Source organism: Bradyrhizobium sp. dw_411, assembly GCF_018449695.1.
Lineage (GTDB): Bacteria > Pseudomonadota > Alphaproteobacteria > Rhizobiales > Xanthobacteraceae > Bradyrhizobium.
In genome coordinates this window covers 167,349-189,988 of record NZ_JAAVUY010000002.1, presented here as the reverse complement: position 1 = coordinate 189,988, position 22,640 = coordinate 167,349, and the positions used below count along the sequence as shown (strand labels likewise).

19 protein-coding genes are annotated in these 22,640 nt (G+C 60.3%); 7 read left to right on the top strand and 12 right to left on the bottom strand.

Features of this window, described 5'->3' with window-relative positions; genetic code table 11:
• Window positions 1-198 precede the first annotated feature (198 nt).
• From HB676_RS03505 to HB676_RS03490, 4 genes are all read left to right on the top strand, one after another.
• Entirely contained in the window at window positions 199-861 is a 663-nt protein-coding gene (locus tag HB676_RS03505) for a chloramphenicol acetyltransferase (protein WP_213736283.1), read from the top strand.
• A complete protein-coding gene (locus HB676_RS03500; protein WP_213736282.1) occupies window positions 858-2,051 on the top strand; it encodes an alpha-D-ribose 1-methylphosphonate 5-triphosphate diphosphatase in 1,194 nt (397 codons plus the stop codon). Before HB676_RS03505 ends, HB676_RS03500 begins: the two co-directional genes overlap by 4 nt.
• A gap of 20 nt (window positions 2,052-2,071) precedes the next feature.
• Window positions 2,072-2,779 (top strand): DUF1045 domain-containing protein, encoded by a 708-nt coding sequence (locus tag HB676_RS03495; protein WP_213736591.1) that lies wholly within the window; start codon window positions 2,072-2,074, stop codon window positions 2,777-2,779.
• Window positions 2,780-3,801: 1,022 nt separating this feature from the next.
• Window positions 3,802-5,922, top strand: a complete 2,121-nt coding sequence (locus HB676_RS03490) for a CoA transferase (protein WP_213736281.1) — start codon at window positions 3,802-3,804, stop codon at window positions 5,920-5,922.
• A 9-nt stretch (window positions 5,923-5,931) separates the two neighbouring features.
• Here the strand turns inward: HB676_RS03490 and HB676_RS03485 are convergent, their stop codons facing one another.
• Window positions 5,932-7,095, bottom strand: a complete 1,164-nt coding sequence (locus HB676_RS03485) for an acyl-CoA dehydrogenase family protein (RefSeq protein WP_213736280.1) — start codon at window positions 7,093-7,095, stop codon at window positions 5,932-5,934.
• Window positions 7,096-7,101: 6 nt separating this feature from the next.
• Window positions 7,102-7,890 carry an SDR family oxidoreductase gene (locus tag HB676_RS03480; RefSeq protein WP_213736279.1) on the bottom strand — a complete coding sequence of 263 codons (789 nt, stop codon included), beginning with the start codon at window positions 7,888-7,890 and terminating at the stop codon, window positions 7,102-7,104.
• A 279-nt stretch (window positions 7,891-8,169) separates the two neighbouring features.
• Here HB676_RS03480 and HB676_RS03475 point away from each other — a divergent pair, with 279 nt between their 5' ends.
• Window positions 8,170-8,955 carry an enoyl-CoA hydratase/isomerase family protein gene (locus HB676_RS03475; protein ID WP_213736278.1) on the top strand — a complete coding sequence of 262 codons (786 nt, stop codon included), beginning with the start codon at window positions 8,170-8,172 and terminating at the stop codon, window positions 8,953-8,955.
• Between the two features lie 48 nt (window positions 8,956-9,003).
• Window positions 9,004-11,121: an acetate--CoA ligase family protein gene (locus tag HB676_RS03470; RefSeq protein WP_213736277.1), complete on the top strand. Its 2,118-nt coding sequence runs from the start codon at window positions 9,004-9,006 to the stop codon at window positions 11,119-11,121.
• 6 nt (window positions 11,122-11,127) lie between these two features.
• Here the strand turns inward: HB676_RS03470 and HB676_RS03465 are convergent, their stop codons facing one another.
• From HB676_RS03465 to HB676_RS03430, 8 genes are all read right to left on the bottom strand, one after another.
• On the bottom strand, window positions 11,128-12,237 hold the full coding sequence (locus HB676_RS03465; protein ID WP_213736276.1) for an NADH:flavin oxidoreductase/NADH oxidase: 1,110 nt from the start codon (window positions 12,235-12,237) through the stop codon (window positions 11,128-11,130).
• Between the two features lie 48 nt (window positions 12,238-12,285).
• Window positions 12,286-13,020 (bottom strand): ABC transporter ATP-binding protein, encoded by a 735-nt coding sequence (locus HB676_RS03460; protein WP_213736275.1) that lies wholly within the window; start codon window positions 13,018-13,020, stop codon window positions 12,286-12,288.
• Complete coding sequence (locus tag HB676_RS03455) at window positions 13,013-13,807, bottom strand: ABC transporter ATP-binding protein (protein ID WP_346347247.1); 795 nt, start codon at window positions 13,805-13,807, stop codon at window positions 13,013-13,015. The genes HB676_RS03460 and HB676_RS03455 overlap by 8 nt, the downstream gene beginning before the upstream one ends.
• Window positions 13,804-14,763, bottom strand: coding sequence for a branched-chain amino acid ABC transporter permease (locus tag HB676_RS03450; protein ID WP_213736274.1), 960 nt, complete (start codon window positions 14,761-14,763; stop codon window positions 13,804-13,806). The genes HB676_RS03455 and HB676_RS03450 overlap by 4 nt, the downstream gene beginning before the upstream one ends.
• Window positions 14,760-15,620: a branched-chain amino acid ABC transporter permease gene (locus HB676_RS03445; RefSeq protein ID WP_213736273.1), complete on the bottom strand. Its 861-nt coding sequence runs from the start codon at window positions 15,618-15,620 to the stop codon at window positions 14,760-14,762. The genes HB676_RS03450 and HB676_RS03445 overlap by 4 nt, the downstream gene beginning before the upstream one ends.
• 108 nt (window positions 15,621-15,728) lie before the next feature.
• Window positions 15,729-16,955 carry an ABC transporter substrate-binding protein gene (locus HB676_RS03440; RefSeq protein ID WP_213736272.1) on the bottom strand — a complete coding sequence of 409 codons (1,227 nt, stop codon included), beginning with the start codon at window positions 16,953-16,955 and terminating at the stop codon, window positions 15,729-15,731.
• A 251-nt stretch (window positions 16,956-17,206) separates the two neighbouring features.
• Window positions 17,207-18,004: an IclR family transcriptional regulator gene (locus tag HB676_RS03435; RefSeq protein ID WP_213736271.1), complete on the bottom strand. Its 798-nt coding sequence runs from the start codon at window positions 18,002-18,004 to the stop codon at window positions 17,207-17,209.
• A 105-nt stretch (window positions 18,005-18,109) separates the two neighbouring features.
• On the bottom strand, window positions 18,110-18,937 hold the full coding sequence (locus tag HB676_RS03430) for an alpha/beta fold hydrolase (protein WP_213736270.1): 828 nt from the start codon (window positions 18,935-18,937) through the stop codon (window positions 18,110-18,112).
• Between the two features lie 159 nt (window positions 18,938-19,096).
• Here HB676_RS03430 and HB676_RS03425 point away from each other — a divergent pair, with 159 nt between their 5' ends.
• On the top strand, window positions 19,097-19,885 hold the full coding sequence (locus HB676_RS03425; RefSeq protein WP_213736269.1) for an enoyl-CoA hydratase-related protein: 789 nt from the start codon (window positions 19,097-19,099) through the stop codon (window positions 19,883-19,885).
• A 65-nt stretch (window positions 19,886-19,950) separates the two neighbouring features.
• On the opposite strand, the gene HB676_RS03420 is transcribed toward HB676_RS03425, so the two are convergent.
• Window positions 19,951-21,348, bottom strand: a complete 1,398-nt coding sequence (locus HB676_RS03420) for an MmgE/PrpD family protein (protein WP_213736268.1) — start codon at window positions 21,346-21,348, stop codon at window positions 19,951-19,953.
• Between the two features lie 11 nt (window positions 21,349-21,359).
• Window positions 21,360-22,529: an acyl-CoA dehydrogenase family protein gene (locus tag HB676_RS03415; RefSeq protein WP_213736267.1), complete on the bottom strand. Its 1,170-nt coding sequence runs from the start codon at window positions 22,527-22,529 to the stop codon at window positions 21,360-21,362.
• Window positions 22,530-22,640 lie beyond the last annotated feature (111 nt).

Genomic DNA, 22,640 nt, shown 5'->3' with positions numbered 1-22,640 from the left:
CAAGCCAAGTAAGCGCAGGTCAGGTCTCAATCGCTAACGCCGGCGTTTAACAGTTGTGTGACAGCCGTGCTGCGGTGCGACGATCGTCCACATCTGCGATGTCCGTTCGCACCTGTCACGCGCCTGTCATGTAATTGTCTTCAAGTCCCTCGAAGACAGCGCGACGGCTGAACCCCAGCGGTCCCTGATGGAGCCAAAATGGCCGGCAAGATGCTTTCCGTTCAACCGACCATCGATCCAACGGCGGTGGTGCGCGAAAGCAGGCTTGGCGCCTATACCGAGGTGGGCGCGCGAACCAATCTGCTCGAAGTGGCGATGGACGACTATTCTTATGTCGTCAACGATTCCGAGATCGCCTACACCACGATCGGAAAGTTCTGCTCGATTGCGGCGATGACGCGGATCAATCCGGGAAACCACCCGATGCACCGCGCCTCGCAGGCGCACTTCACGTATCGTGCCAGCCGATATTTCCCGGAGGAGAACGACGAGGCCGAATTGTTCGCATGGCGAAGGGCGCACCACGTTCATGTCGGCCATGATGTGTGGATCGGGCACGGCGCGATCGTGCTGCCGGGCCGCAGCGTCGGCACCGGCGCCGTTATCGCGGCCGGGGCGATCGTGACCAAGGATGTCTCTGCTTACACGATCGTCGGCGGAAACCCGGCGCGGCCGATCAAGCGGCGATTCCCTGAGGCGATCGCAAGCCGACTCGTCGAACTGGCATGGTGGGAGTGGGACCATGAAACGTTGCGCCGGGCGCTGCCCGATTTCCGGAAACTTCAGATCGACGCCTTTTTGGAGAAATACGAGGCCGGACATAGTGTCGAGCGCACTCACACCGAACGGGCAATGTCGTGACTGATCTTCTTATCCAGGGTGGCCGCACGCATCTGGGAAGCGAGATCACCGAAACCTCGCTGCATGTCTCCGGCCGCGATATCGTCGCCGTGGGATCGGATCAGGGCCACGGCGCATTGGGTATCGATGCAAGTGACTTGTTGGTTCTGCCAGGCATTGTCGATCTGCACGGCGATGCCTTCGAGCGGCAGATGATGCCCCGCGCTGGCGTCGATTTTCCCGTCGACGTGGCGCTGATCGACAGCGACCATCAAGCGATCAGCAACGGGATTACAACGGTCTATCACGCCACGACATGGTCCTGGGAGCCAGGCCTTCGCAGCGGGGACAATGCCAGGCTATTGCTTGAGGCGATCGAGGCAATGCGGCCGCAACTGGCCGCCGATACCAGATTCCATCTCCGCCACGAGACCTACAATCTCGATGCGGAGGCTGAGATCGCTGGCTGGCTTGCGGATGGACGGATTGATCTGTTCGCCTTCAACGACCACATGGATTCGACCGTTGAAGGCCTCGCCAAGCCGCACAAGCGCAGCCGCATGGTGGAACGGAGCGGGCTTTCGAGCGAAGCGTTCGATCGCCTTGTGGAGCGGATCGTTTCCCGCGCGGACCAAGTGCCCGCATCGATTGCAAGGCTGGCGCAAGCAGCGCTTAAGGCCAACGTGCGGATGCTCTCGCATGACGACAACAGTCCGGTCATGCGAAAGGATTTTCGCGCACAGGGCGTGGGTATTGCGGAATTTCCGGTCAACGAGGAAACCGCACGCGAGGCCGCCGAGGCCGGCGACTTCATCGTGTTCGGCGCACCTAATGTTGTACGCGGCGGCAGCCACACCGGCTGGACCAAGACGTCCGACATGATCGCCAAGGGTCTGTGTTCGGTGCTCGCATCCGACTACTACTATCCCGCGCCATTGCTGGCGGCCTTCCGGCTGGTCGCCGATGGCGTGCTGCCGTTGCTCGCGGCCTGGAACCTGATCTCATCCGCGCCGGCGCAAGCGGCAGGCCTCGACGATCGCGGCGTGCTCGCGGAAGGCCAGCGCGCCGATATCGTCCTTGTCGATGACAGAATCCAACTGCGGCCTCGCATTGTTGCGGTCGTCGCCGCGGGACGTCTGGTCCATCTGACGGACGCGAGCCGCCTGATCCAATCGCCCGCAATCTCGCGCCAAACGGTTGCGATGGCGTGATTGAGGTCTATCCTGCGACGATGGGAATCTATCCACGTTATGCAATCTATTACGCGCCGGCGCGAGACAGCGAACTCGGCCGCTTTGGCACGGAGCTACTCGGCTACGATGCTTATGACGGGGCTGATCTGCCTTTTCCGGATGGCATAACGTTCAGCCGATCGGACTGGCTGGACATCACGGCAGATCCGCGAAAATATGGCTTTCACGCCACCTTGAAAGCGCCGATGACACTCGCGGACGGCAAGACTGAGGCTGATCTCGCTGCGGCCTGCGAGACCTTCGCCGCGACGGCGCGGCAAATTCCGGTCATTGACCCCGTTGTGGACTCCATCGATGGCTTCATTGCCGTGATTCCGGCCTCGCCCTCGGCAGACCTAACGCACCTTGCCGCCGAGGTTACGCGCGAATTCGATTCATTTCGTGCTCCCCTGACTCCGGAAGATCGTATCAGGCGAAATCCGGCCAAGCTCACGCCAAGACAACGAGACTATCTCGACCGCTGGGGCTACCCTTACGTGATGGAAGAGTTTCGCTTTCACATGACGCTAACAGGCAGGCTCGACGCCGAGCGGCGAGAGCACGCGATGGCGATGTTAAAAAGCCGATTCTCCGACATGAGTCTCCACAAGCTTGCTATCGACCGGTTCGCCCTGTTTCGCCAGGACAGAGCCGATTCTCGCTTCCGCGTCATTCGAGATTACGTCCTCGAAGAAATAGGCGGTTGACGCAGATCGTTCGAGAATATCGAACTGGCAATCTCGCGACCAACCGGTCGCCATGCTTAGTCTCTATGCCGTGACCACTCTCACAGCGGATTGCTCTTCAACCGCCACCGCATCGATATCGTAGAAATATCTCCGCTCTCGGGCAGTAAGGTGAGAGCGGGGACAGTCGCTAGAAGCCATCAACGCTCGCGCCGCCATAGGCGCCAAATTTAAGCGAAATATGGTGACAGAAAGCTTCGAGTACTATTCGAAGATTTTCTCTGGTTGGACTGTTAGACGGATCGCGATCTCTCGTGAGCCATCGAACACCTCAAGAACCTGGTCGCAAAGCAAGCACCGGAATTCACCCGCCCTACCGCGAGACGCAAGCTCAACGCGCCGGTAGCCCGCGTGGCATTTCAGGCAGATTATATCGGATTTTTTCATGCGCAGGGAAGTTACCATCTCACAGCCGTTAGTTCCAGCGGGCTGCCTGGCTGGCGGCGCAGTGCTGATCGAACCCGTCTCTGGGCAAATTCCCTGTTATCAGGGAACTTAACAGGGAATTTCGTGATTTCGGCCTCCAAGGGGCCGATCCTGTGATGAAAATCCCCTGCACTGGAGCCATTTTTTCAATAGTTCCCTACTCAGCTTAACAGGGAAAATGGTTTGAAGAACAGGGAATTAAAATTCAGGAACAGGAATTTGAGTGCTCTTAAGATCCATTGTTGGGACACTCAAAAGGTCGCAACGGCCGGACGTCATTAGTCGATCGTTAGACTCCATTGTCGATTTTGTAGAACGATCGAGACGATCGGCGCGGTATCCATCGCGCTGTGCGTATCCGGCGGGCGAGCGCCGAAGGGGCGCTCGCCCGTAAATTCGGCCTCTCATGAAAGATACGTTCGGCAAGCGAACGACCGGGTCGGGGACGCCGAGCGCAACCACCCGGCGATTTGGAGCGCAGCCAAAAGTAGACAAACGATCTATGAATTATGTAATCTCACTTGATAAAACTGTTTCTGCAGGGCGGAACTTTTGCGATGAGCTCTTCGGCCAGGATTCTTCCATTCGACGACTTGATTGTCCTGGAGATCGGTGCCCGCATCGGGGCAGCGGCTTGCGGCTCGTTGCTTGCCATGGCTGGCGCGACTGTCATTGTCGTCGAGCCAGACGCCTTTCCACCGATCGGAAAATACATCAACCGCAACGTCTCGGTTGCCGGCAAGCGCAGCCTGGTGATCCGCAAGGACGATGCGTCCGATGCGCTCCTGCTGCGGCACGCGCTCGATGCGGCAGACGTCATACTCGTTTCCAGCGACCTGCCCAGTGAGCTTCCGGTCGATTGGACTGCAAGGGCCGATCAAATCGTCTGCGACATCACCGCGCTCGCCGAGCGGCAACCATACGAAGAACTATTGGACGACAAGCTCGTGCAAGCGTTGACCGGCATCGCCGCGGTAACCGGAACCGCTGAAGGCACCGCGACGCTGTCCGACGCCGCCATTCTGGATCTGGGATCGGGCCTCTACGCCGCGGCGGCTGTGGCAGCAGCGATTCGCGTGCGGCGCATGCATGGTGGCGGCCAGCACGTCGAATGCAGCATGTATGGCACCGGCATCAATGGGCTTGTGACGTTCTTGCCGTTTCATTTCGAGGGAAAAGTCCCGCCGCGGGGCGGCAATCGGCATCCGATGTGCGCACCTTGGAACGCCTATCAGGCGTCCGACGGCTGGCTATTGCTGTGTTCCGCCAATGACGAACAGTGGAAGCGGCTGTGCGGCGTCATGGGTCTTCCGGAACTCGCGGCCAAGGGCGACTTGGCCAGGTTGGCCGATCGCGTCAAGCGAGTTGATGACGTTGACGCCATCGTCCAGCAATGGGTCGGCGCCAGGACAGTGGAAGACGTGGTCGAAAAACTCGGGCGTGTCGATATCGCCGCTGGTCCCATCGCCGTGGTCGATGCGCTGTCGCTCGATCCGAATGTCAAACATCGCGGCATGGTTCGCCGGTTGCGCAACCCAGAAAGCGGCGAGAACGTCGATATTCCAGGGCCGCCGCTCGTCATCGGCCGGCCGGCATCCCATTTCCCTGCACGCGACGCCGATCGTGACTTCGTTCGCAGCCTGCCTGAGAGACAACATGCGGTGAACGGCAATGCTTCCCAGGTCAAGCCGCTCGCCGGCTTGAGAGTACTCGAAATCGGCCAGTACACGACTGCACCGCTTGCGACCAAACATATGGCCTCGCTCGGCGCCGAAGTGATCAAGATCGAGCCGGTAACAGGCGAAGCATCCCGCGCATGGCCACCGCATCTCAATGGCGAGAGCTATTTCTTTACGCTCAACAACACTAACAAACGCAGTCTGGCCCTCGATTTGCGCAACCCTACCGATCGGGAGGTCTTTATTGATCTCCTCGGCAGTTCGGACGTACTGGTCGAAAATCTGAAGCCGGGTTCGCTGGCGCGCCTTGGCTTTTCCTGGGACGAACTGCGCAAGATCAATCCGAAACTCGTCTACTGCGCTATCTCAGGTTACGGTGCCGATTCGGTGTATCCCGGCCGCCCGGCTTTCGACACCGTCGTTCAGGCCATGTATGGGTTGATGGATCTCACCCGCGCCGACGATGTACCGACCAAGATCGGTATCTCGATTGCGGATGCCGCCGGCGGCATGATGGGACTTTTTTGCATTCTGGCAATGCTGGAACAACGCGACGCCACCGGTGGTCATGGCAGTTTCATCGATCTGGCGATGCAGGATGTGGTGGTCTGGCTGACCCACACCGCCTGGCGAAGCGAGAGCCGATCGCCGCATGTGGTCCTGCCGTGCCGCGACGGCGAGATCGCCGCCATCGGCGATGCCGTCACGATCGAGACCTGCCTCAAGGAGGCTAACATCGATGCCAGAATACGAAACCGTGATGAGGTCGTCGGCGCCTTGCTGAAGGCCGACATTCCTGCTGCGCCGGTTCGCACTGTCGATGAAGTTGGCCTGTCGGAGCAACGCCAGGGAAGCTTCATCCGCATGGTGGATGCCGGCAATAGCCGGTGGCCGTTGCTTGAGCTGCCGTTCAGGCTGTCCCGCATGCGGAACTACGAACTGCGGCCGATCGAGGTACTGGGTGCAGCGAACGCGCAGTTCGCGCGGCCCCGCCCCTGATCCGCGCAATCAGCTCCGAAAAGCATCAATTCCGGTCAGTTCGCGGCCGATCATCAAGGCCAGGATTTCATTCGTTCCGTCCGGCACGACCAGCATCCGCGCGTCTCGGAAAAATTGTTCGATCCCCATTTCACGGCTGATGCCCATCGCGCCGTGCACCCCCATCGCCAGCGAGATCGCCTGCAGACAGGCGTTGGTCGCATAACGCTTGGCCATTGCTGACAGACCGTTGCTGCGAACGCCGCGATCGACTTCGGCCAGGGCCTTGTAGCAAAGTAGCCTGCTGGTCTCGACCGCGGTCGCGATATCGGCCAGCCGCTCTTGCACCAATTGCTTTCCGCCAATGAGGCGACCGAACTGCTTGCGCATTCCTGCATAGGCAACCGCCGCATCGAGCGCCCGTTGCGCCAGATGGACGGCGCTTAGCCCCATCAGCGGCCGATTCACGTTCCACGTCACCGTCAAGACCCGCGCGGCATCGCCGGTTGAACCGAGCGCGTTATTCGCCGGCACCGCGACATCGTCGAACAGCAGTTCAGCGAGGTGGCCCTGCTGAAGGCCGACGCAGGGAATCTCCCGCGCCTCATAGGGCGACGTCTTGCGCTCAATGGCGATGCGGCGCATCTGGCTTTGGCCGGCTGCCGCAGCTGGATCGGCGCCGATACAGGTGATGACGGCGATATCGCTGATGCTGCCGTTAGTGATCCACATCTTGCGGCCATTGATTACCAGCTTTCCGTTCCGTTCGGCCACCCGGGTTTTGATGCCGCGCGGGTCGGACCCTGTATCTGGTTCCGTAGAGCCGGTGCAGCATATCTTGCGCCCGGCGATCGCATCGGGAAGGAAACGGTCGCGCTGCTCTTGCGTGCTTTCAGCGTGAATGCGCGTGATCGTCACCTCGTGTGACAGCAGCGAGATCGCGACCACCGGCGGCAATTGTTCGTAGATCATGCCGTAGTCGAGCATCTTCAGGCCCGAGCCACCCGCTTCGACCGCCAATCGCGGAGCCGTCAGGCCCTCGCGGGCAAACACCGCGAAAATCTTCAGCATTTCCGCTTTGCTGAGCGGACGATCGTGCGGATTGCCATCGAGGATCGGCTTGATCTCCGTCTCGACCATGCGCCGCGCGGAATCGACCAGCAAAGCCTGGTCTTCGGTGGGTTCAAATTCCATGATGCATCATACCATCACAAATCCGCCATTCACGCTGATGACCTGGCCGGTCACCCACGATGCCTGGTCGCTGAGCAGGAACGTAATCATCGCGGCTGCATCTTCCGGCTCACCGATCCGGCCGGCCGGATACATCTTCAGAACGGTTTTGACGCGGCGGTCGTATTTCTCCGGTCCCATCTGCTTGAGCATCGATGCTTCGCGCTCTTGCCGCAATTCGGTATTGGTGGCGCCCGGCGACACGACATTAAGCGTGATGCCGGACCGGCCGACTTCCTGCGCGACCGACTTTACCAAGGCAATGACACCGCCTTTGGCCGCCGCATAGTACGACAGACGCGCCTGGCCGAGCCGCGCCGAATCCGACGCCATGCAGACCACGCGGCCATAATTGCGCTCCACCATGCCGGGAAGAATCGCGCGCAGACACAGCATCGGCCCGGTCAGGCAGATCTTGAACATGCGATCCCATTCGGCTGGCGTAGAATCCAGAAACAGGTTGTCGGCAAGAATGGCCGCGCTGTTGAGGAAAATGTCGATCTTGCCGAAAGCTGCGTTTGCCTCGGCGACCATCCCGGCGACGTCGCTTTCAAGCGAGATGTCAGCCTGGATGCCAATGGCCGGGGTGCCGGTTTCCTCGGTCAGCTTGTGCGCCGATTCCTTCACCCGGTCACCGTTGATATCGACGATAGCGACCCTCACACCCTCGCGCGATAGATTACGGGCGCTGGCATAGCCGATGCCCCGTGCACCTCCTGTAATCAGTGCGACACGGTCTTTTGCGAACGGTTCCATATTTGCTTCCTTCCCGATCCGTGCGACCGCGCTCCTCCTTGGGACGCAAAAGCCGCCAGAGGTATTCGAACTCATCCGGCGGTCAAAGCCAATGTCAGACTGGCCTGATTTCGCTAGACGAACCCAGTTTCATTTCGTAGATTATTCCTGTCCGCATGGGGGCGTCAATTGCCGTCGCAAGACGTGCCCTGCCCCCTGGTTTGAATCCAAAGGCAGGCCGGCTGCGATGGCCCTCGGCGATCGGCGTAAACCAAGAAGAAAGCATCAGGGAGCAATGCTGTGAAAGCCTATAACACGCTTGGTATCGAAAAATCCGGCCCCGCCTGTGTCATCACGTTGAACCGGCCGAAAGTCCGCAACGCGATCAGCACCGAAATGATGGACGAACTGATCGACGCCATGGCGGCGCTGGATAACGACGCCGAAGTGCGCGGCATCATCATCACCGGCGGAAACGACTATTTTGCCGCCGGAGCCGACCTCAACGAGGCATTGCAGGTCAAGACCGCCGAACAGGGCATGGACTATTTCCGCCGCTGGCACCGGGTTTGCGATGCGCTGGAGGTGTCGAAGAAGCCGGTAATTGCCGCGATCGAGGGCTTCTGCATGACGGGCGGCTGCGAACTGGTGCTGGCTTGCGACCTGCGGGTCGGCGCAACCGGATCCACCTACGCCATCACCAGTGCGCGCATCGGCACGGTTGCCGGCGCCGGCGGTACGCAACGCCTGCCGCGCGTTGTCGGCGAAGCCTATGCGCTCGAAATCCTGTTCGCAGCAGAGCCATTTTCGGCGGAAGACGCCTATCGCATGGGCCTGATCAATCGCCTGACTGCCAAAGGCGGGGCACTGGCCGAAGCCAAAAAGATGGTCGAACTCTATGCGACACGCGCTCCGCTCAGTCTTGCGCTGGTCAAGCGCGCCGTGCGCCGGGGAATGCAGATGGATCTCGCCTCTGGCCTGGAATTCGAAACCTTCCTGGTCTCGACGATTTACGGCACCGAGGACAAGCAGGAAGGAATCTCCGCGTTCCTCGAAAAGCGCAAAGCCAATTTCAAGGGGCGCTGACGCTCCGGTCGGGACTGAAGCGGAATAGCTCGAAACCAGGAATTCGAAGTGGACAAAGAGATCAAGGCCGCGAATGTTGGCGCGGAACTCGCAAAGGCGTTATTCGCACCCGAGAGCATTGCCCTCATCGGCGCATCAGGCGACGTCAACAAGCATACGTCGCTGCCGCAACGTTATCTGCGCAAGCATGGCTACACCGGCAAGATCTTTCCGGTCAATCCGACCCACCGGGAGATCTTCGGGGAGACGTCCTACCCTTCCGCCGATCTCATTCCGCACCGCGTCGATCACGCCTTCATCATGTTGCCCGCAAAACTGGTGCCGGAAGCGGTATCGCAATGCGCCGCCAACGGCGTGCGGTGCGCGACCATCCTCAGTGCCGGCTTCGCCGAAACCGGGGACGCCGGCCGGCTGCGCCAGCAAGACATCTTCGAACGTGCGCAAAGCACGGGCATGCGCATTCTCGGGCCCAACTGCCTCGGCGTCATCAATACCAATCAGAGCGTGGCCATATCGGCCAACGAAGCCCTTGAAACACCGAAGCTGCTGACCGGACATATCTCGCTACTGTCGCAGAGCGGCAGCCTGCTCGGCTCGCTGTTGTCGCGCGGCCAGAGTCGCGGATTGAGCTTTGCCAAGATGGTATCGGTCGGCAACGAAGCGGACCTCGGGATCGGCGAGTTGGGCGACTTGCTCGTCGATGATCCGGACACGCACGCGATCCTGCTGTTCCTGGAGACGATCCGCGATCCCCAGGCATTTTCCGCGATGGCGCGCCGCGCCTATGCGGCCAACAAGCCGATTATCGCTTTCCTGCTCGGACGTAGCGCCATCGGAAATCAACTGGCGGCGTCACATACCGGCGCCATCGCCGGCAATAACGCGGCCATCGAAGCTTTCCTTCGCGAAAACGGCGTGATCCGTGTCGATATGCTGGAAACGCTCATTGAAATGGCGCCGCTGGTCATCGGCCGAAAGCCGGCCGCGCGGGGACGCGTCACTGTCATGGGCACGACCGGCGGCGGCGGCGCATTGCTGGTCGATAATCTCGGCCTGCGCGGCATCGCCGTAACCGGCCCAAGCCCCGCAGTCATGGAAAGCCTCGCAGTCGATAACATCCATATATCGGATTCGCCGCTGATCGACCTGACGCTGGCAGGCACCAATCCCAGGGTCTTTGGCGGCGTCATGGACGCCGTGATGGCCTCGCCGGACAATGACGCGGTCATAACCGTGGTCGGCTCGTCATCGCAATTCCGGCCCGACCGCGCCGTGCTGCCGATCATCGAGCGCGCCAAGGCAACAGCGAAGCCGGTAGCGGTGTTTCTGACCCCTCATGCGGAAGAATCTTCGCGCTTGCTGACCGATGCATCGATCGCGGTGTTCCGCACACCCGAGGCCTGTGCGGATGCAATGCGCGCTTATTTCAACTGGCAGGCACCGGTGCATGGGGTCCCGCCGGCGCTAGCCGCCAGCAAGGCACTTACCGCCATTGCCCAGCGAGCCGGGATCGCCAACGAAACAACAATATTGCTGGATGAGTTTGGCATTGCTCAGGCGCGTTCGGTCGAGATCATGATCGACGTCAGCCAAGCGGATCTCGACCGGCTGCTGGCTGGATTGCAGTTCCCCGTGGCGGTCAAAATCGTCTCGCCCGATATCGCGCACAAAACCGAAGCCGGCGGCGTGCTGCTCAATGTCGCCGATCTCGACGCGTTGCGGGCCGGTTTGCGGCAGATGCGCGACACCGTGAAACAGCGCCGCCCGGATGCGCGGCTTCAAGGCTTCGTCATCCAGGAGATGCGCCGTGGCCTCGCCGAAGTTCTGGTCGGTTACCGTGTCGATCCGCGGATCGGTCCCACCATCACGGTCGGGGTCGGCGGCGTGCTGGCGGAAATATATCGCGATGTGGTGGTGGCGTTGGCCCCCATCAGTGTCGACGGCGCGCGCGCGATGATCGAGCAGGTTCGCGGCCTGGCGCCGCTGCGCGGCTATCGAAACCTGCCGGAAGGCGACCTGCCGGCGCTGGCCAAAGCCGTCAGCGCATGGTCGAGGCTGGCGCAGCTTGCCGGCAGCCGGATCACCGAAGCCGAACTCAACCCGCTGATCGTCGGCAGAAAGGATCAGGGCGTGATCGCCGTCGACGCTCTGATCGTTCGCGGCTGAGGACTTTTATTTTTCTGCACGAGGCTTGAGGAAGTCGCCGGCGCGCATCTTCGGATGCGAGCGCTCGTACTGCGGCGGATAGTACACCTGTTCACCCAGTTCCATCGCGGCATGCCACGGCCAGCGCGGATTGAACAGCATGCCGCGGCCAAGCGCGACCATGTCAGCCTGACCGCTGGCCACGATCTCTTCCGCCTGACGTGCCTCGGTGATGAGACCGACCGCCATCGTCGTCATCCCGGATTCGCGCCGTATCTTTTCGGCAAACGGCACCTGATAGCCCGGCCCGACCTGAAGCTGCTGCTCGGGAACCGAGCCGCCACTCGAAGCCGTGATGTAATCGCAGCCGCGTTTTTTCAATTCCTTGGCCAACACGACGCTGTCGTCGAGCGTCCAGCCGCCTTCCACCCAATCGGTGGCAGATATGCGCATGCCAAGCGGCTTGTGATCCGGCCAGACCTTGCGAATAGCCTCGTAGATCTCGATCGGAAAGCGCATGCGGCCCTGCAACGACCCGCCATAGCCGTCGGTTCGGGTATTGCTGAATGGCGAGAGAAAATTATGAATAAGATAACCGTGGGCGCCGTGGATTTCGATCATATCGAAACCGATGCGGTTGGCGCGCTCGGCAGCTTTCACGAAAGCAGCGATCTCGCGTTGGATACCGGCCTCATCCAGCGCTTCCGGGATATTGCGGCCGGGATAGGGCGTATCCGTCGCGCTGTAGGTGACCCAGCCTCCCTTGTCGATCGGGATTGCCTTCTGCCCTTCCCATGCCGTCGTAATCGAACTCTTGCGACCGCCATGATAGAGTTGAATGCCGAGCTTGGCGCCGCCGTTTCGGCGGCAAAATCCGATCACGTGCTCCAGCGCAGCTTCGTTTTCGTCCGAGTAAAGTCCAAGATCGGTCTTGCTCAGCCGGCCTTGCGGATTGACAGCCGTCGCTTCCGTGATCAACAGGCCCGCGCCCGATACGGCCAAATGGCCGAGATGCATCATGTGCCATTCGGTCGCGTTACCATTGTCGCCGGAATACTGCCCCATCGGCGAGACAACGATGCGGTTGGCCAGTTCCAGATCGCGCATCTTGAATTTGGAAAAAAGAGTTGATGGCATGGGACCTCGTCGATCGCGGATCAAGCCGCTGTTGGAGTTTATCTAGCGTCAGGTCTGAAGTCGCTCGAGCGGTTGCCCGAGATAGGATTCGATCACGTCCGGATGGGCGATAACTTCTTCAGGTGTTCCTTGAAACAGTTCGCGTCCGAAGTTGAGCACCAGGACACGATCCGCCAGCGCCAGGATGACGCCAACGAGATGTTCGATCATCAGGATCGTCACCCCGGAATCCGCCACGCGCTCGATGGCATCCATTACCGCGTCGATCTCCGAACCGGTCAGCCCTGACATCACCTCATCGAGCAAAAGCAACTTCGCCTTCGTCGCCAGCGCACGCGCTAGCTCGAGTTTTTTCTTTTCACCAATGGTCAGGTCGCTGCCAAGGGCCTGGCGCTTGTGCAGCAGACCGACCATGTCGAGCGCCCGCTCCGCTCGCAGCGCCGCATCCTGTGCCGATATCCATTTGTCCGACGCGAAGAGCGCACCCGTCATGACATTGTCGTTCACGGTCATTTCGGCAAAGGGTCGAACCACCTGAAATGTGCGCGCGACGCCTAGTCGACAGATTTCATAAGGCGCGAGGCCGCGAAGTTCGCGACCTTCGAGCAAGATCGATCCCTCGTTCGGCGCGTTGTAGCCGGTGATCAAGTTCAACAAGGTGGTCTTGCCGGCGCCATTGGGGCCGATCACACCAAGCACCTCGCCGCGCGCGAGGTCGAACGATAGATCGGAAATCGCCGCGACGCCGCCGTAGCGCTTAGACACGCCTCTTATCTTAAGCACCAGCGCCTCCCGGGTTGCTTTCGGCCAGTCGGCGCTCGCGGCGACTCTTACGAACACTTTGCTTGGTGAAGGCCGCGCCGACAAACGCTTTCTGAACCATTTCGGACTGCGCCAGATCGGCCGCGGTGCCCTCATGCACCACCCGCCCTGCGGACAGCACATAACCGCGCTGCGCGATGCTCAAGGCGGCGCGCGTGTTCTGCTCGACCAGCAGGATGGTGATGCCGCTCCTGGCGATCGTCTGAATGGATTCGAAAACCGTGCTGACCATCTTCGGCGACAGGCCCAGCGAAGGCTCGTCAAGCGCCAGCAGTTTGGGCTGCCCCATCAGCGCGCGGCCGATCGCAAGCATTTGCTGCTCGCCGCCTGACATCAAGCCCGCAGCCTGCCCGCTGCGCTCGGCCAGCTTTGGAAATAAGGTCAGAACCTGATCGAGGGTTTGCGCGCGGTTCCGCCGCGCACGTCGGTTGAACGAGCCGAGCGAGAGGTTTTCCATCACCGTCAGATCCGGAAACACCTGACGTCCTTCCGGCGACAGGCAGATACCGGCGGTCACCCGCTCATGCGGCGGCATCTGCGAGATGTCTTCGCCATTGTAGCGAATTGTGCCTCCCAATAGCGGAATAAGACCGGTGACAACCCGCATCGTGGTGGTTTTGCCGGCACCGTTCGCCCCCAGCAGACACACCACCTCGCTTTGCCCGACCGTCAGGCTGATATTCTCGACGGCGATCGCGTCATTGTAGCCGGCCCTGATATTGTCGAGCTCGAGCATGGCGGCTGTCATTTGGCCCTCGCTGGAACGGCAGCGTCGGTCACGACAGGCTTTCTGCGGCGCTTCCACAAACCCACTAGCCCGGATGGCATCATCAAGACGCCGAATACGAGGATGCAGCCATAGACCAGCAACCCGACGCCGCCGGAATAGTTGAAATACAAACGCGTCAACTCCGACAGTGCCAGGATTGCGATTGATCCGACGACCGGACCGGTGACGGTATAGAGACCGCCGAACAACGGGGCGATTTGGGCGGAAATCGTGATCTTAAGATCGAAGGCGGAGCCGGGATCGATATAGCCGGTAAACCAGGCCGTGATGACGCCCGCGCAGGACGCGATCGCTCCGGACAAAGCGGTCACGCCAATTCGAAACCGCGCCGGATTGACCCCCAGCATCTGCACGGCGCTTTCGCTGTCGCGCATCGCCCGCAAGGCATACTGGTATCGGGAGCGCGAAAGAAAGTATGAAGTTGCCACCGTCGCAACGGCCAGACAAAGCGAGAAGCTGGTCATGGTGATGCGGTCCGGCCTGATCTGGTCGAATACGAAGACGCCTTCGGCGCCGCCGGTCAGCTTCGGCACCATCAGCGCAACCACCCGCAGCGCTTCCGAGGTCGCAAGCGTCGCTATCGCAAAGAACAGTCCGCGCAAACGGCCGGTGATATACGCCAGGCACGCGCCAAAGAACGCGCCGAGCAACATGGCTGGAACAATCGAAAGCCAGAACGGGATATGAAACGCATTCGCCAGCAGAGCCGCCGAATAGGCGCCAAGGCCCCAGAAACCGGAATGACCGAGCGAAATCAGCCCGGCATTCGCCATCATGTTCCAGCTAGCCGCGACCAGTATCAAGGTCGATAGCCGCGTCAGCCAGTCGCTAAATCCAGGCGGAAGGAAATGCGGCGCCACCAGCGCCACAACGAGTGACCCCAGAATGATGATCCACCCACGGACCGCGATCATGCGTCGCGCCCCACGGTGCCGAGAATGCCGGTGGGCCGCACGATCAGCACGATCACTAGCAGGAAAAATGCAACCCCCTCGGCCCAACCGATGCCTTGCGGCACGACATAGGCGATTGTCGTTTCGGCCGTCGCCAGCAGGAATGCGCCAATGACCGTACCGACGATGCTGTCGAGCCCACCCAGGATAATGATGGCAAAAGCCTTCACCAGAATTGGGAAACCCATGAACGGCGTAATCGGCAACAGAAAACTCATGATCGCGCCAGTTGCGGTACCGAAGGAGGAACTAAGCCCGAACGACAGCGCATACATGGCGCGGACGTTGATACCCATCAGCGAAGCCGCGGCGCGGTTCTGCGAAACCGCCCGGGTCGCGCGACCAAGCTCGCTCCATCGAAGCCAGGCGAGCAACAGAACCACGAAAGCGACCGCAAGACCGAATGCGATCAATCGTCCCTTGGCCACCACGATGTCGTCGGAAAGGAACCAGGAGTCGAACGCATAGGACGGCGTCGTCGAGCGCTCATCGCCGGTCCAGAGGATCACCGCCACATTCTGCAAGACGAGTCCGAGACCGAACGTCAACAACACCTGATTGATGCCGGGCGCATCCAAAATGCGGTCTAGCGTGAGCTTGAACAGCAGGTAGCCGCCGATAGCACCCAAAATCGCGACAAATAATAGGCTGAGCAAGGGATCGATATTCAGGCTGACAAATGCAAAGAACGCCGCATAGGCGCCATACATGACGATATCGCCATGCGCGAAATTGATGATGCGTGTGACCCCGAAGGCAAGCGACAGCCCGACCGCCATCAATGTGTAGACGCCCCCGAGCAGGAGGGAATCAACCACTATTTGAAAGATCAGACTTGCCATCGCTTGCGGTTACCTTGTCTCGCGGGTCGCGCCATACAGCCCTCCCCGCCGAGACCTCAATCCCTCATCGACATCGTCAAAAGTCTATTTGGCGTATGTCGCCTGTTCGAACTTGTCCGCCGTCTCGAATTCCTTCGGATACAGGATGGCGTCGGCGCCCTTGACACGCTGATGGACGACAACGTCGGCAAACGCCTGATTGAGCGTACCGCCGAGGCTCGGTTCGAAATGGCCGCGGCCGATCATCGTGTGCACGTCCAACTTCTTCAATTCTTCCGCGACTTTTTCCTTGTCGTCCACAGCACCGGCATTTTCGATCGCGATCAGCAACATGCAGGTGGAGACATAGGCACCGACGTCAATGAACTCAGGCTCGCGGTTATATCGCTTGGTAAACTCCGCCTTCCAAACGTCTGAGTCCATGAAGAGCTTGGGATATTTCGGATCGGCCTTGGCCTTGAGACCCGGGATATAGGTGGTAACGCCGACCCAACCCTCCTGCGCTTCGCCTGAGGCGTCCTGCCATTGCTTGAGCTGCGGATACGCTGTGCCGACGAGATAGGGGATATTGAGACGCTGAACATAGACCTGCTTGGTGAGCTGAATGCCATCTGTGGTCTGCACAAGGCCCAGCAGGAGGTCGGGTTTCACGCGACGGATCTTGGCAAGCACAGGATTGAGATCGGTCGCGCCTGCACGGACCAGTTCTTCCGCGACGATCTTGAAGCCTTCCTGGGTGAAATATTTCTGCGCGTAAGGAAGATGCTCACGGCCATAGGCATCGTCGGAATAAATGATGGCGACTGTTTTGCCCGGACCCAATTTCTCCCGCAGGCTGCGCGCGAGTGCGAGGTGGTAATAATAGCCGTAAGGGAAGGTGTGAAACAGCATCGGCTCCTTGCCGGCCTCTTCCTCGAGCAATGGTGTGGTCGCTCCCGGCACGACCCAGAGTGCCCTGGTACGACGCCACGCCGGCAGGCCCGCCATGGCCATCGGCGTTGCAATCGGACCGATCAGAAAATTGACCTTTTCCTCCGACAGCAATTGCGTGAAGGAATTCACGGCAACCTGCGGATCGGACTGGGTGTCTCGAAACAGAATTTCGATCTTCTTGTTTCCAACCTTGCCGCCGTAGATATCGACGGCCATCTCGACGCCGCGCTTGGCGGCAGCGCCGTACGATACGAATTTTCCCGAAAGCGACAACGGCGCGCCGATCTTGATGGTATCTTCCGCGCGGCTTGGCGCGGGTGAAATGACCGCCGCAAACACGCTCAATGCAACCATCACGGACGTGCGGGACAGGTTCATGGGTTTCCTCCGGGGGCTCTTGCAGGCCGATACGGAAAATCTAAAACATGAAACCGGTTTCGTCCAGCAAAATCCAGTCATTTGCGCGCGGGCCGCCAGCCGCAAAAGGCATGGATTACTGCGCACGCGCGACCCAATGGCGCCGCGCAGCAGTGGCCGAGTTTAAGGCACTAAATGATGGCTGGCGACCGCAAGCCGCAGCGGCGAAGAGTAGCATCGCCGCAAGGATTCAGGGGAAGCGTCGGGCCTGATCAGCCGGCGGCCCTTTTGCGGCGCGGCGGCTTCTTTTCGGATTTGGGGTTTCCATCGCCGATCTCATCGGCCCTTGCGCCCATCTGGCCGGAGACGACCTTGCTCGCGTTGAGCAGCAGCGCGACGAATGTATCGACATTCCGATCCATGCGGATTGCAGGCCCCGTGATGCTGATGCAATATCGGACCTGCCCGTTGCCGTCGCGAAGCGGAACCGAGATGGCCGTGACGCCGGCAACGCGCTCGCTGCTCGTCAAGGCATAACCCTGCTCGCGATAGCGCGCGAGCTGCTTTTCCAGCAAGGCGCGATTCGGCCGCTTGCTGGCCGGCGCCTCGCGGAAAATCCGGTCGATTTCGGAACTGCTGAGATAGGCCAGCAATATCTTGCCGGTCGCGCCATGCAGCAATGGCGTCTGCTCACCTTCGCGTACGATGCTCATCAAAGGCGAAGGCGTATCGAACACCTCGATACAAAGCCGCTGCCCCTGGGCGACCGTATTCAGCGTGATGGTTTCCAGGGTTTTTTGTACCAGATCGCGCATGATCGGCCGGGCGATTTCGCGAATCCCGATCGTGCTTCGCACCAGCCCGCTAAGCCGCGTCAATTTCAATGACAGGCAATATCGGTTGTCCTCGAGCCGAACCAGATAGCCGAGATCGTGCAGGCAATTCACCAGCCGATAGGTCGTCGCCTTGGAAAGACCAATGCGCTGGCCGATTTCCTGAAGCGTCAGCATCGTGTGCTGAGGATCGAACGCCTCAAAGATCGCAAAAGCGCGCTCTACGGCTCGGATCATCTTGTGTTTCGCCTCTCAAAAACGGCTGTGTTCCACTACCCACAAGTGGGCTCGCAAATCTTTAATGCCAGTGATTGTATTATTTCAAATATATAATCGTTTCCTTCAGGCGCCGTGGAAATTCATCAACAGCCGATTGACCGCTTCGGCCTTCTCGTATTGGACCCAATGCCCGCCATCCGGGACCAGGACAACACTGATATCCGGCCGCACCGCGCGGCAGCTATCGGCACGTGATTGAATCGACGGATAGGCCAGCCTGTCTACCGTTCCCCAAATCAGTTGGACCGGCGCCGTGATACGGGCGAGATCGTCGAGCAGCGTGGGCTTGAAACTGATACGGCGGCTGTCGAACCGCGTGCGGTCGAGATTCGTCAGTTGTGTGTCGACCACCGGATCATCCGGCGGCGGCTCAGTCGAGAGCATCCATTGGCCGAGATTGGCGGCAGCGGCGGCGCGGCGCGCCGGTCTGCCCGCCTCAGGACCCGGCACCTTTGTGACCTGTACCAAACGTCCGACCGGCGCGCCAAATCCCGCACTACCCAGCAACGACAGCCCCAACACTCTATCGCCAAGGTTCGCCGCAATGCGAGCCGCGATCGCACCGCCAAAGCTGAAACCGGCCAGATGACAACCCTTCGGCGCCGTCGCCAGGACGGCGTGGCTTACCCAGGCGATATAATCGTCAGTCGTTATCGTCGCTGGAACATCCGGAGAATTTCCGTAGCCGGGCAGATCGAAAGCGATGACGCAGAACGCGGCTGACAATTCGTCGATGTTGCGCTCCCAATGCGCGGCCGATCCGACGCCGCCATGCAGCAGCACAAGCGGGGTTCCCATTCCCGCTGTGCGCGCAGCGAGTGCGGGAAACCCGGCATTCGAATCCAGCCCAGCCATTGCGTTCGAAGCCGTCATCCCGTCGAGCCTCGTCATCCCCCGCCCAGCGAATCCGCCGCGCACCCAAGCGAGTTTGGCATTGCAGCAGAACCGGAGTTTATCTTAGTCTGCGGCATACGGTTCGCCTAGTGGATTTTTATCCACCCTGCGAAACCAAATAAAAATACCCGCCGGAAACAGCCAGGAAAACGAGTCATGTTCGAAGACATCCTCTATGAGACGAATGAGGGCATCGCCACCATCACCATCAATCGGCCTAAAGTGCGCAACGCCGTCCGGCCGAAAACCTATGAGGAACTCACCGAAGCGATGAAGATCGCCGCCGACGATCCGGAAGTCGGCGTGGTCGTTCTAACCGGCACGGGTGACAAGGCGTTTTCCTCGGGAGGTGACGTCAGCGACCAGTCGACCCGCAAGCCCTATATCGGGCGCGCCCACATGCGGCGGCTGTTCGCGCTATCTTCAACCATGCGGATGATGGACAAGCCGATCATCGCCAAGGTCCGCGGCTTCTGCGTTGGCGGCGGTAACGAGATCAATCTGTTCTGCGACATGACCGTGGCCAGCGAAGACGCGAAGTTCGGCCAGGTTGGCCCGCGCGTCGGCAGCGTACCGATCTGGGGCGCCTGCCAGTTGCTGGCGCGCTATGTCGGCGAACGCAAGGCGCGCGAAATGCTGTACACCTGCCGGCTCTACACCGCGCAGCAAGCCCTCGATATGGGGCTCATCAATCAGGTATGCCCCGCCGACAAGCTCGACGAGGAAGTCGCGAAACTTTGCAGTGAGATCCTTGACAAGAGCCCGCAGAGTATCCGCATCGCCAAGATTGCGCTCAATGCGGGATCGGATCAGGAATTCTACGCGTCGTACTTCCCGACCTCGGAATTGCTGGCCTCGATCTACGGCAACGAGGAAAACATGGAAGGCATCACCGCATTCCTGGAGAAACGCCCGCCGAACTTCCGGCGTTTCCGAAAGCGCTAGGGGTATTGCCCTTCGTCTGCCAAACGGATTGACGAAGGGCTAATCTTTCATGGCGATACGAACGATTAGCGCACCGTCACGTCGAGAAGATCGCTGATATTGTCGAGTTCGTCCAGCCGCCACAGCCCTGCGAGCAATTGGTCGGCCCGTTCGCGTCCAAGCACGGGATCGACAAGATCGTGAAACTTCATTCCGAGGCCGCGATCGTCCAGCGGCACTTCACGGGCGCCGAGCGCTTCCATCGCCTGCTTCTCGAATTTTCCGCGACCCGTCGTGATAGTGACATGCGCCGGCCGATTGGCTGGATATAGCCGATCCATCTCGGCGGAGGCGTTGACCTCCACCAAACCGGCCAGTCGCGCCATTTCGGGATCCAGGCGGGTCTTATCCTCGAAATGCTCGACCTTGATCCAGCGATGCTTCATTCCCAATGACATGATGTAGGGAAAGCTCAGTTGCGCGCTGGCGTAGTCCTGCCACCCGGTGTGAGCATGCTCTGCGGCGATGCTGTAAGTATTGATCTTGACGCTGCGGACGTCATCCGACGAAAGCTTGTTATCGTTCATCAATTCGATCAGCGCTTCCACTGCCGGCTGAATGTGACGGCAGCAGGCATACGGCTTGACGTAACAATCGGTGATTCCGAACGGGACCGCAGGCGGCAATTCAATGTCGCGGGGCTTGCCGTTGCGGCCGAACGCAAATGCCTGCGCGAATCCGTCGCGCGCCTCGAGCACATGCGATGGACCTTCGATACCGCTTTGCGCTTGAAGGGCGGCCTGCAAACCTTCGCGGGCAGCATGACCCGCGTGCAGACGTTTCACATCCGCGCCGCCATTGATGAAGGCAAATAGCCCGGCCGAACTACTGGCGGCGAGGCCGAGCGCGCTGGAGACCTGTTCCGCCGGCAGCGCGAGCAGACGCGCCGCCGCGGCGGCCGCACCGAATACACCGACTGTGCCGGTCGGATGAAAGCCACGCTGGCGTAAATCTGGATGGCAGGCCCGGGCAATGGCGATGATGGTTTCATAGCCGACCACGACCGCTTCAAGTGCGGCGCGCCCGCTGATATCGGCCTCATACCCGAGCCCGATGATCGCGGGAACGGTAGCCACGCCGGGATGCACGGAGCCTTGCCGATAGCCGTCATCCAGTTCGATGCCATGGCCGGCCGTGCCGGCGATATAGGCGGCATCAAGCAGATCGGCGCGGCGTTGGCGGCCGGGCACGGGAACATTGCCAGCGGCGCGAACTTTGGCCAGCACGGCTTCGGCACGGCCGGCGAGATCGCCGCTCGATCCGGCGATAACCACGCCAAGCGTGTCGAGAAAGTGCCGCTTCGCCGCGTGCCTGACATCCGCGTCAAGCGCATCCCATTTCAGGTTCTGCACCAGAGCGATGATCGCTTCGGTGCCGTGGCCTGGCGTCGTCTGCTTCGCCGCGGCGTCGAGTGCTTGCAGCATGAGTTAGGTCCTCAACTGTTCTTGCCGCTCGCCTTCGGCGCGCGCTGGTCAAAGCGACGATCGAAGACACTTTCAGCGACCCGGTTCTTCATCATCTCGATCGAACCGCCGGCGATCATCCACCCACGCGTCCGGCGCATACAATACTCGGCCAGGGATTCTTCGCTATAACCAAGGCCACCCATGATCTGTACGGCTTCGTTGGCGACATCGAAACCTGCCTGATTGCAGGCGAGCTTTGCAATAGTGGTCTCGTAGGCCGACGGCAGGCGCCCTTCGGCATTGGTTGCGGCGCGGTAAAGCAATAGCTGTGCGGATTCGAGCTTTAGCGCCATATCGGCGAATTTCCATTGCAGGCCTTGGAACTCGCACAGCGGCCGCCCAAACTGCTTGCGAACGGTGGCGTATTCACGCGCCAGATTGAAGGCATGGCGGCCGAGCGCCAATGAGCGCGCCGAATTGCCGATGCGCTCGACATTGAAGCCCGCGATCTGTTGCTTGAAACCGCCCGGCCCGAGCAGCACGTTGGCTGCCGGAATGCGGCAATTCTCGAAATAGAGCTGGCACCATTGTTCCCCGCCCATGAAGCCGGAGGGCTGGCCGACGGCGAATCCCGGGGTGTTGCGTTCCACCAGCACCGAGCCAATGCCATCGACTCCGGGTGCGAAGCGAACGTAGATCAGGAAGACCGAGGCGTCCGGGCTATGGGTCGAAAAGATCTTAGTGCCATTGAGAATGACCTCTTCGCCCTCGGCCCTGGCCATCGTGCGCAACTCGGTGACCGCCGATCCGGCTTCGGGTTCGGTCATACCGAGGCTGATGGCGGATTTCCCTGCCATCAAGCTACCCATGAAGCGCGACTTCTGATCCGCAGTGGCGTATTCCGCAAAAGTGCGTATCGGCCCAAAATTGCCGGCCTGTATAACATCGGCACTGCGTGGACAAACCGACGCGACCTGCTCGATCGCGATCACGGCATCCATCAATGAACCGCCTTGGCCGCCATCCTCGGCCGGAATGGTGATGCCGAGCAGGCCCTGTTGGGCCATCAATGCCGCAACATCGAACGGAAAGCCCGGCGTATGAGCGCGCTTGAGTGCGTCCTTTGCCAGGTTGGTCTCAGCGAAGCGCCGAACGGAATCGGCGAACAACCGCTGTTCCGGCGTGAAGTCAAAATCCATAAAAGGCCATCCAAGCAGGGGCGCGCGCAACGATTTGGGCGGCCCGCGATTTACCAGTCAGCCTACCTGACCCGGGACATCTTGATTGGCAACTTCGCAGAGCTTATGGTG

Coding starts and splice junctions, on each gene's coding strand:
- HB676_RS03505 (WP_213736283.1), top strand. CDS start 199: ATGGCCGGCAAGATGCTTTCCGTTCAACCGACCATCGATCCAACGGCG.
- HB676_RS03495 (WP_213736591.1), top strand. CDS start 2,072: ATGGGAATCTATCCACGTTATGCAATCTATTACGCGCCGGCGCGAGAC.
- HB676_RS03490 (WP_213736281.1), top strand. CDS start 3,802: ATGAGCTCTTCGGCCAGGATTCTTCCATTCGACGACTTGATTGTCCTG.
- HB676_RS03485 (WP_213736280.1), bottom strand. CDS start 7,095: ATGGAATTTGAACCCACCGAAGACCAGGCTTTGCTGGTCGATTCCGCG.
- HB676_RS03480 (WP_213736279.1), bottom strand. CDS start 7,890: ATGGAACCGTTCGCAAAAGACCGTGTCGCACTGATTACAGGAGGTGCA.
- HB676_RS03465 (WP_213736276.1), bottom strand. CDS start 12,237: ATGCCATCAACTCTTTTTTCCAAATTCAAGATGCGCGATCTGGAACTG.
- HB676_RS03455 (WP_346347247.1), bottom strand. CDS start 13,807: ATGACAGCCGCCATGCTCGAGCTCGACAATATCAGGGCCGGCTACAAT.
- HB676_RS03450 (WP_213736274.1), bottom strand. CDS start 14,763: ATGATCGCGGTCCGTGGGTGGATCATCATTCTGGGGTCACTCGTTGTG.
- HB676_RS03440 (WP_213736272.1), bottom strand. CDS start 16,955: ATGAACCTGTCCCGCACGTCCGTGATGGTTGCATTGAGCGTGTTTGCG.
- HB676_RS03435 (WP_213736271.1), bottom strand. CDS start 18,004: ATGATCCGAGCCGTAGAGCGCGCTTTTGCGATCTTTGAGGCGTTCGAT.
- HB676_RS03430 (WP_213736270.1), bottom strand. CDS start 18,937: ATGACGAGGCTCGACGGGATGACGGCTTCGAACGCAATGGCTGGGCTG.
- HB676_RS03425 (WP_213736269.1), top strand. CDS start 19,097: ATGTTCGAAGACATCCTCTATGAGACGAATGAGGGCATCGCCACCATC.
- HB676_RS03420 (WP_213736268.1), bottom strand. CDS start 21,348: ATGCTGCAAGCACTCGACGCCGCGGCGAAGCAGACGACGCCAGGCCAC.
- HB676_RS03415 (WP_213736267.1), bottom strand. CDS start 22,529: ATGGATTTTGACTTCACGCCGGAACAGCGGTTGTTCGCCGATTCCGTT.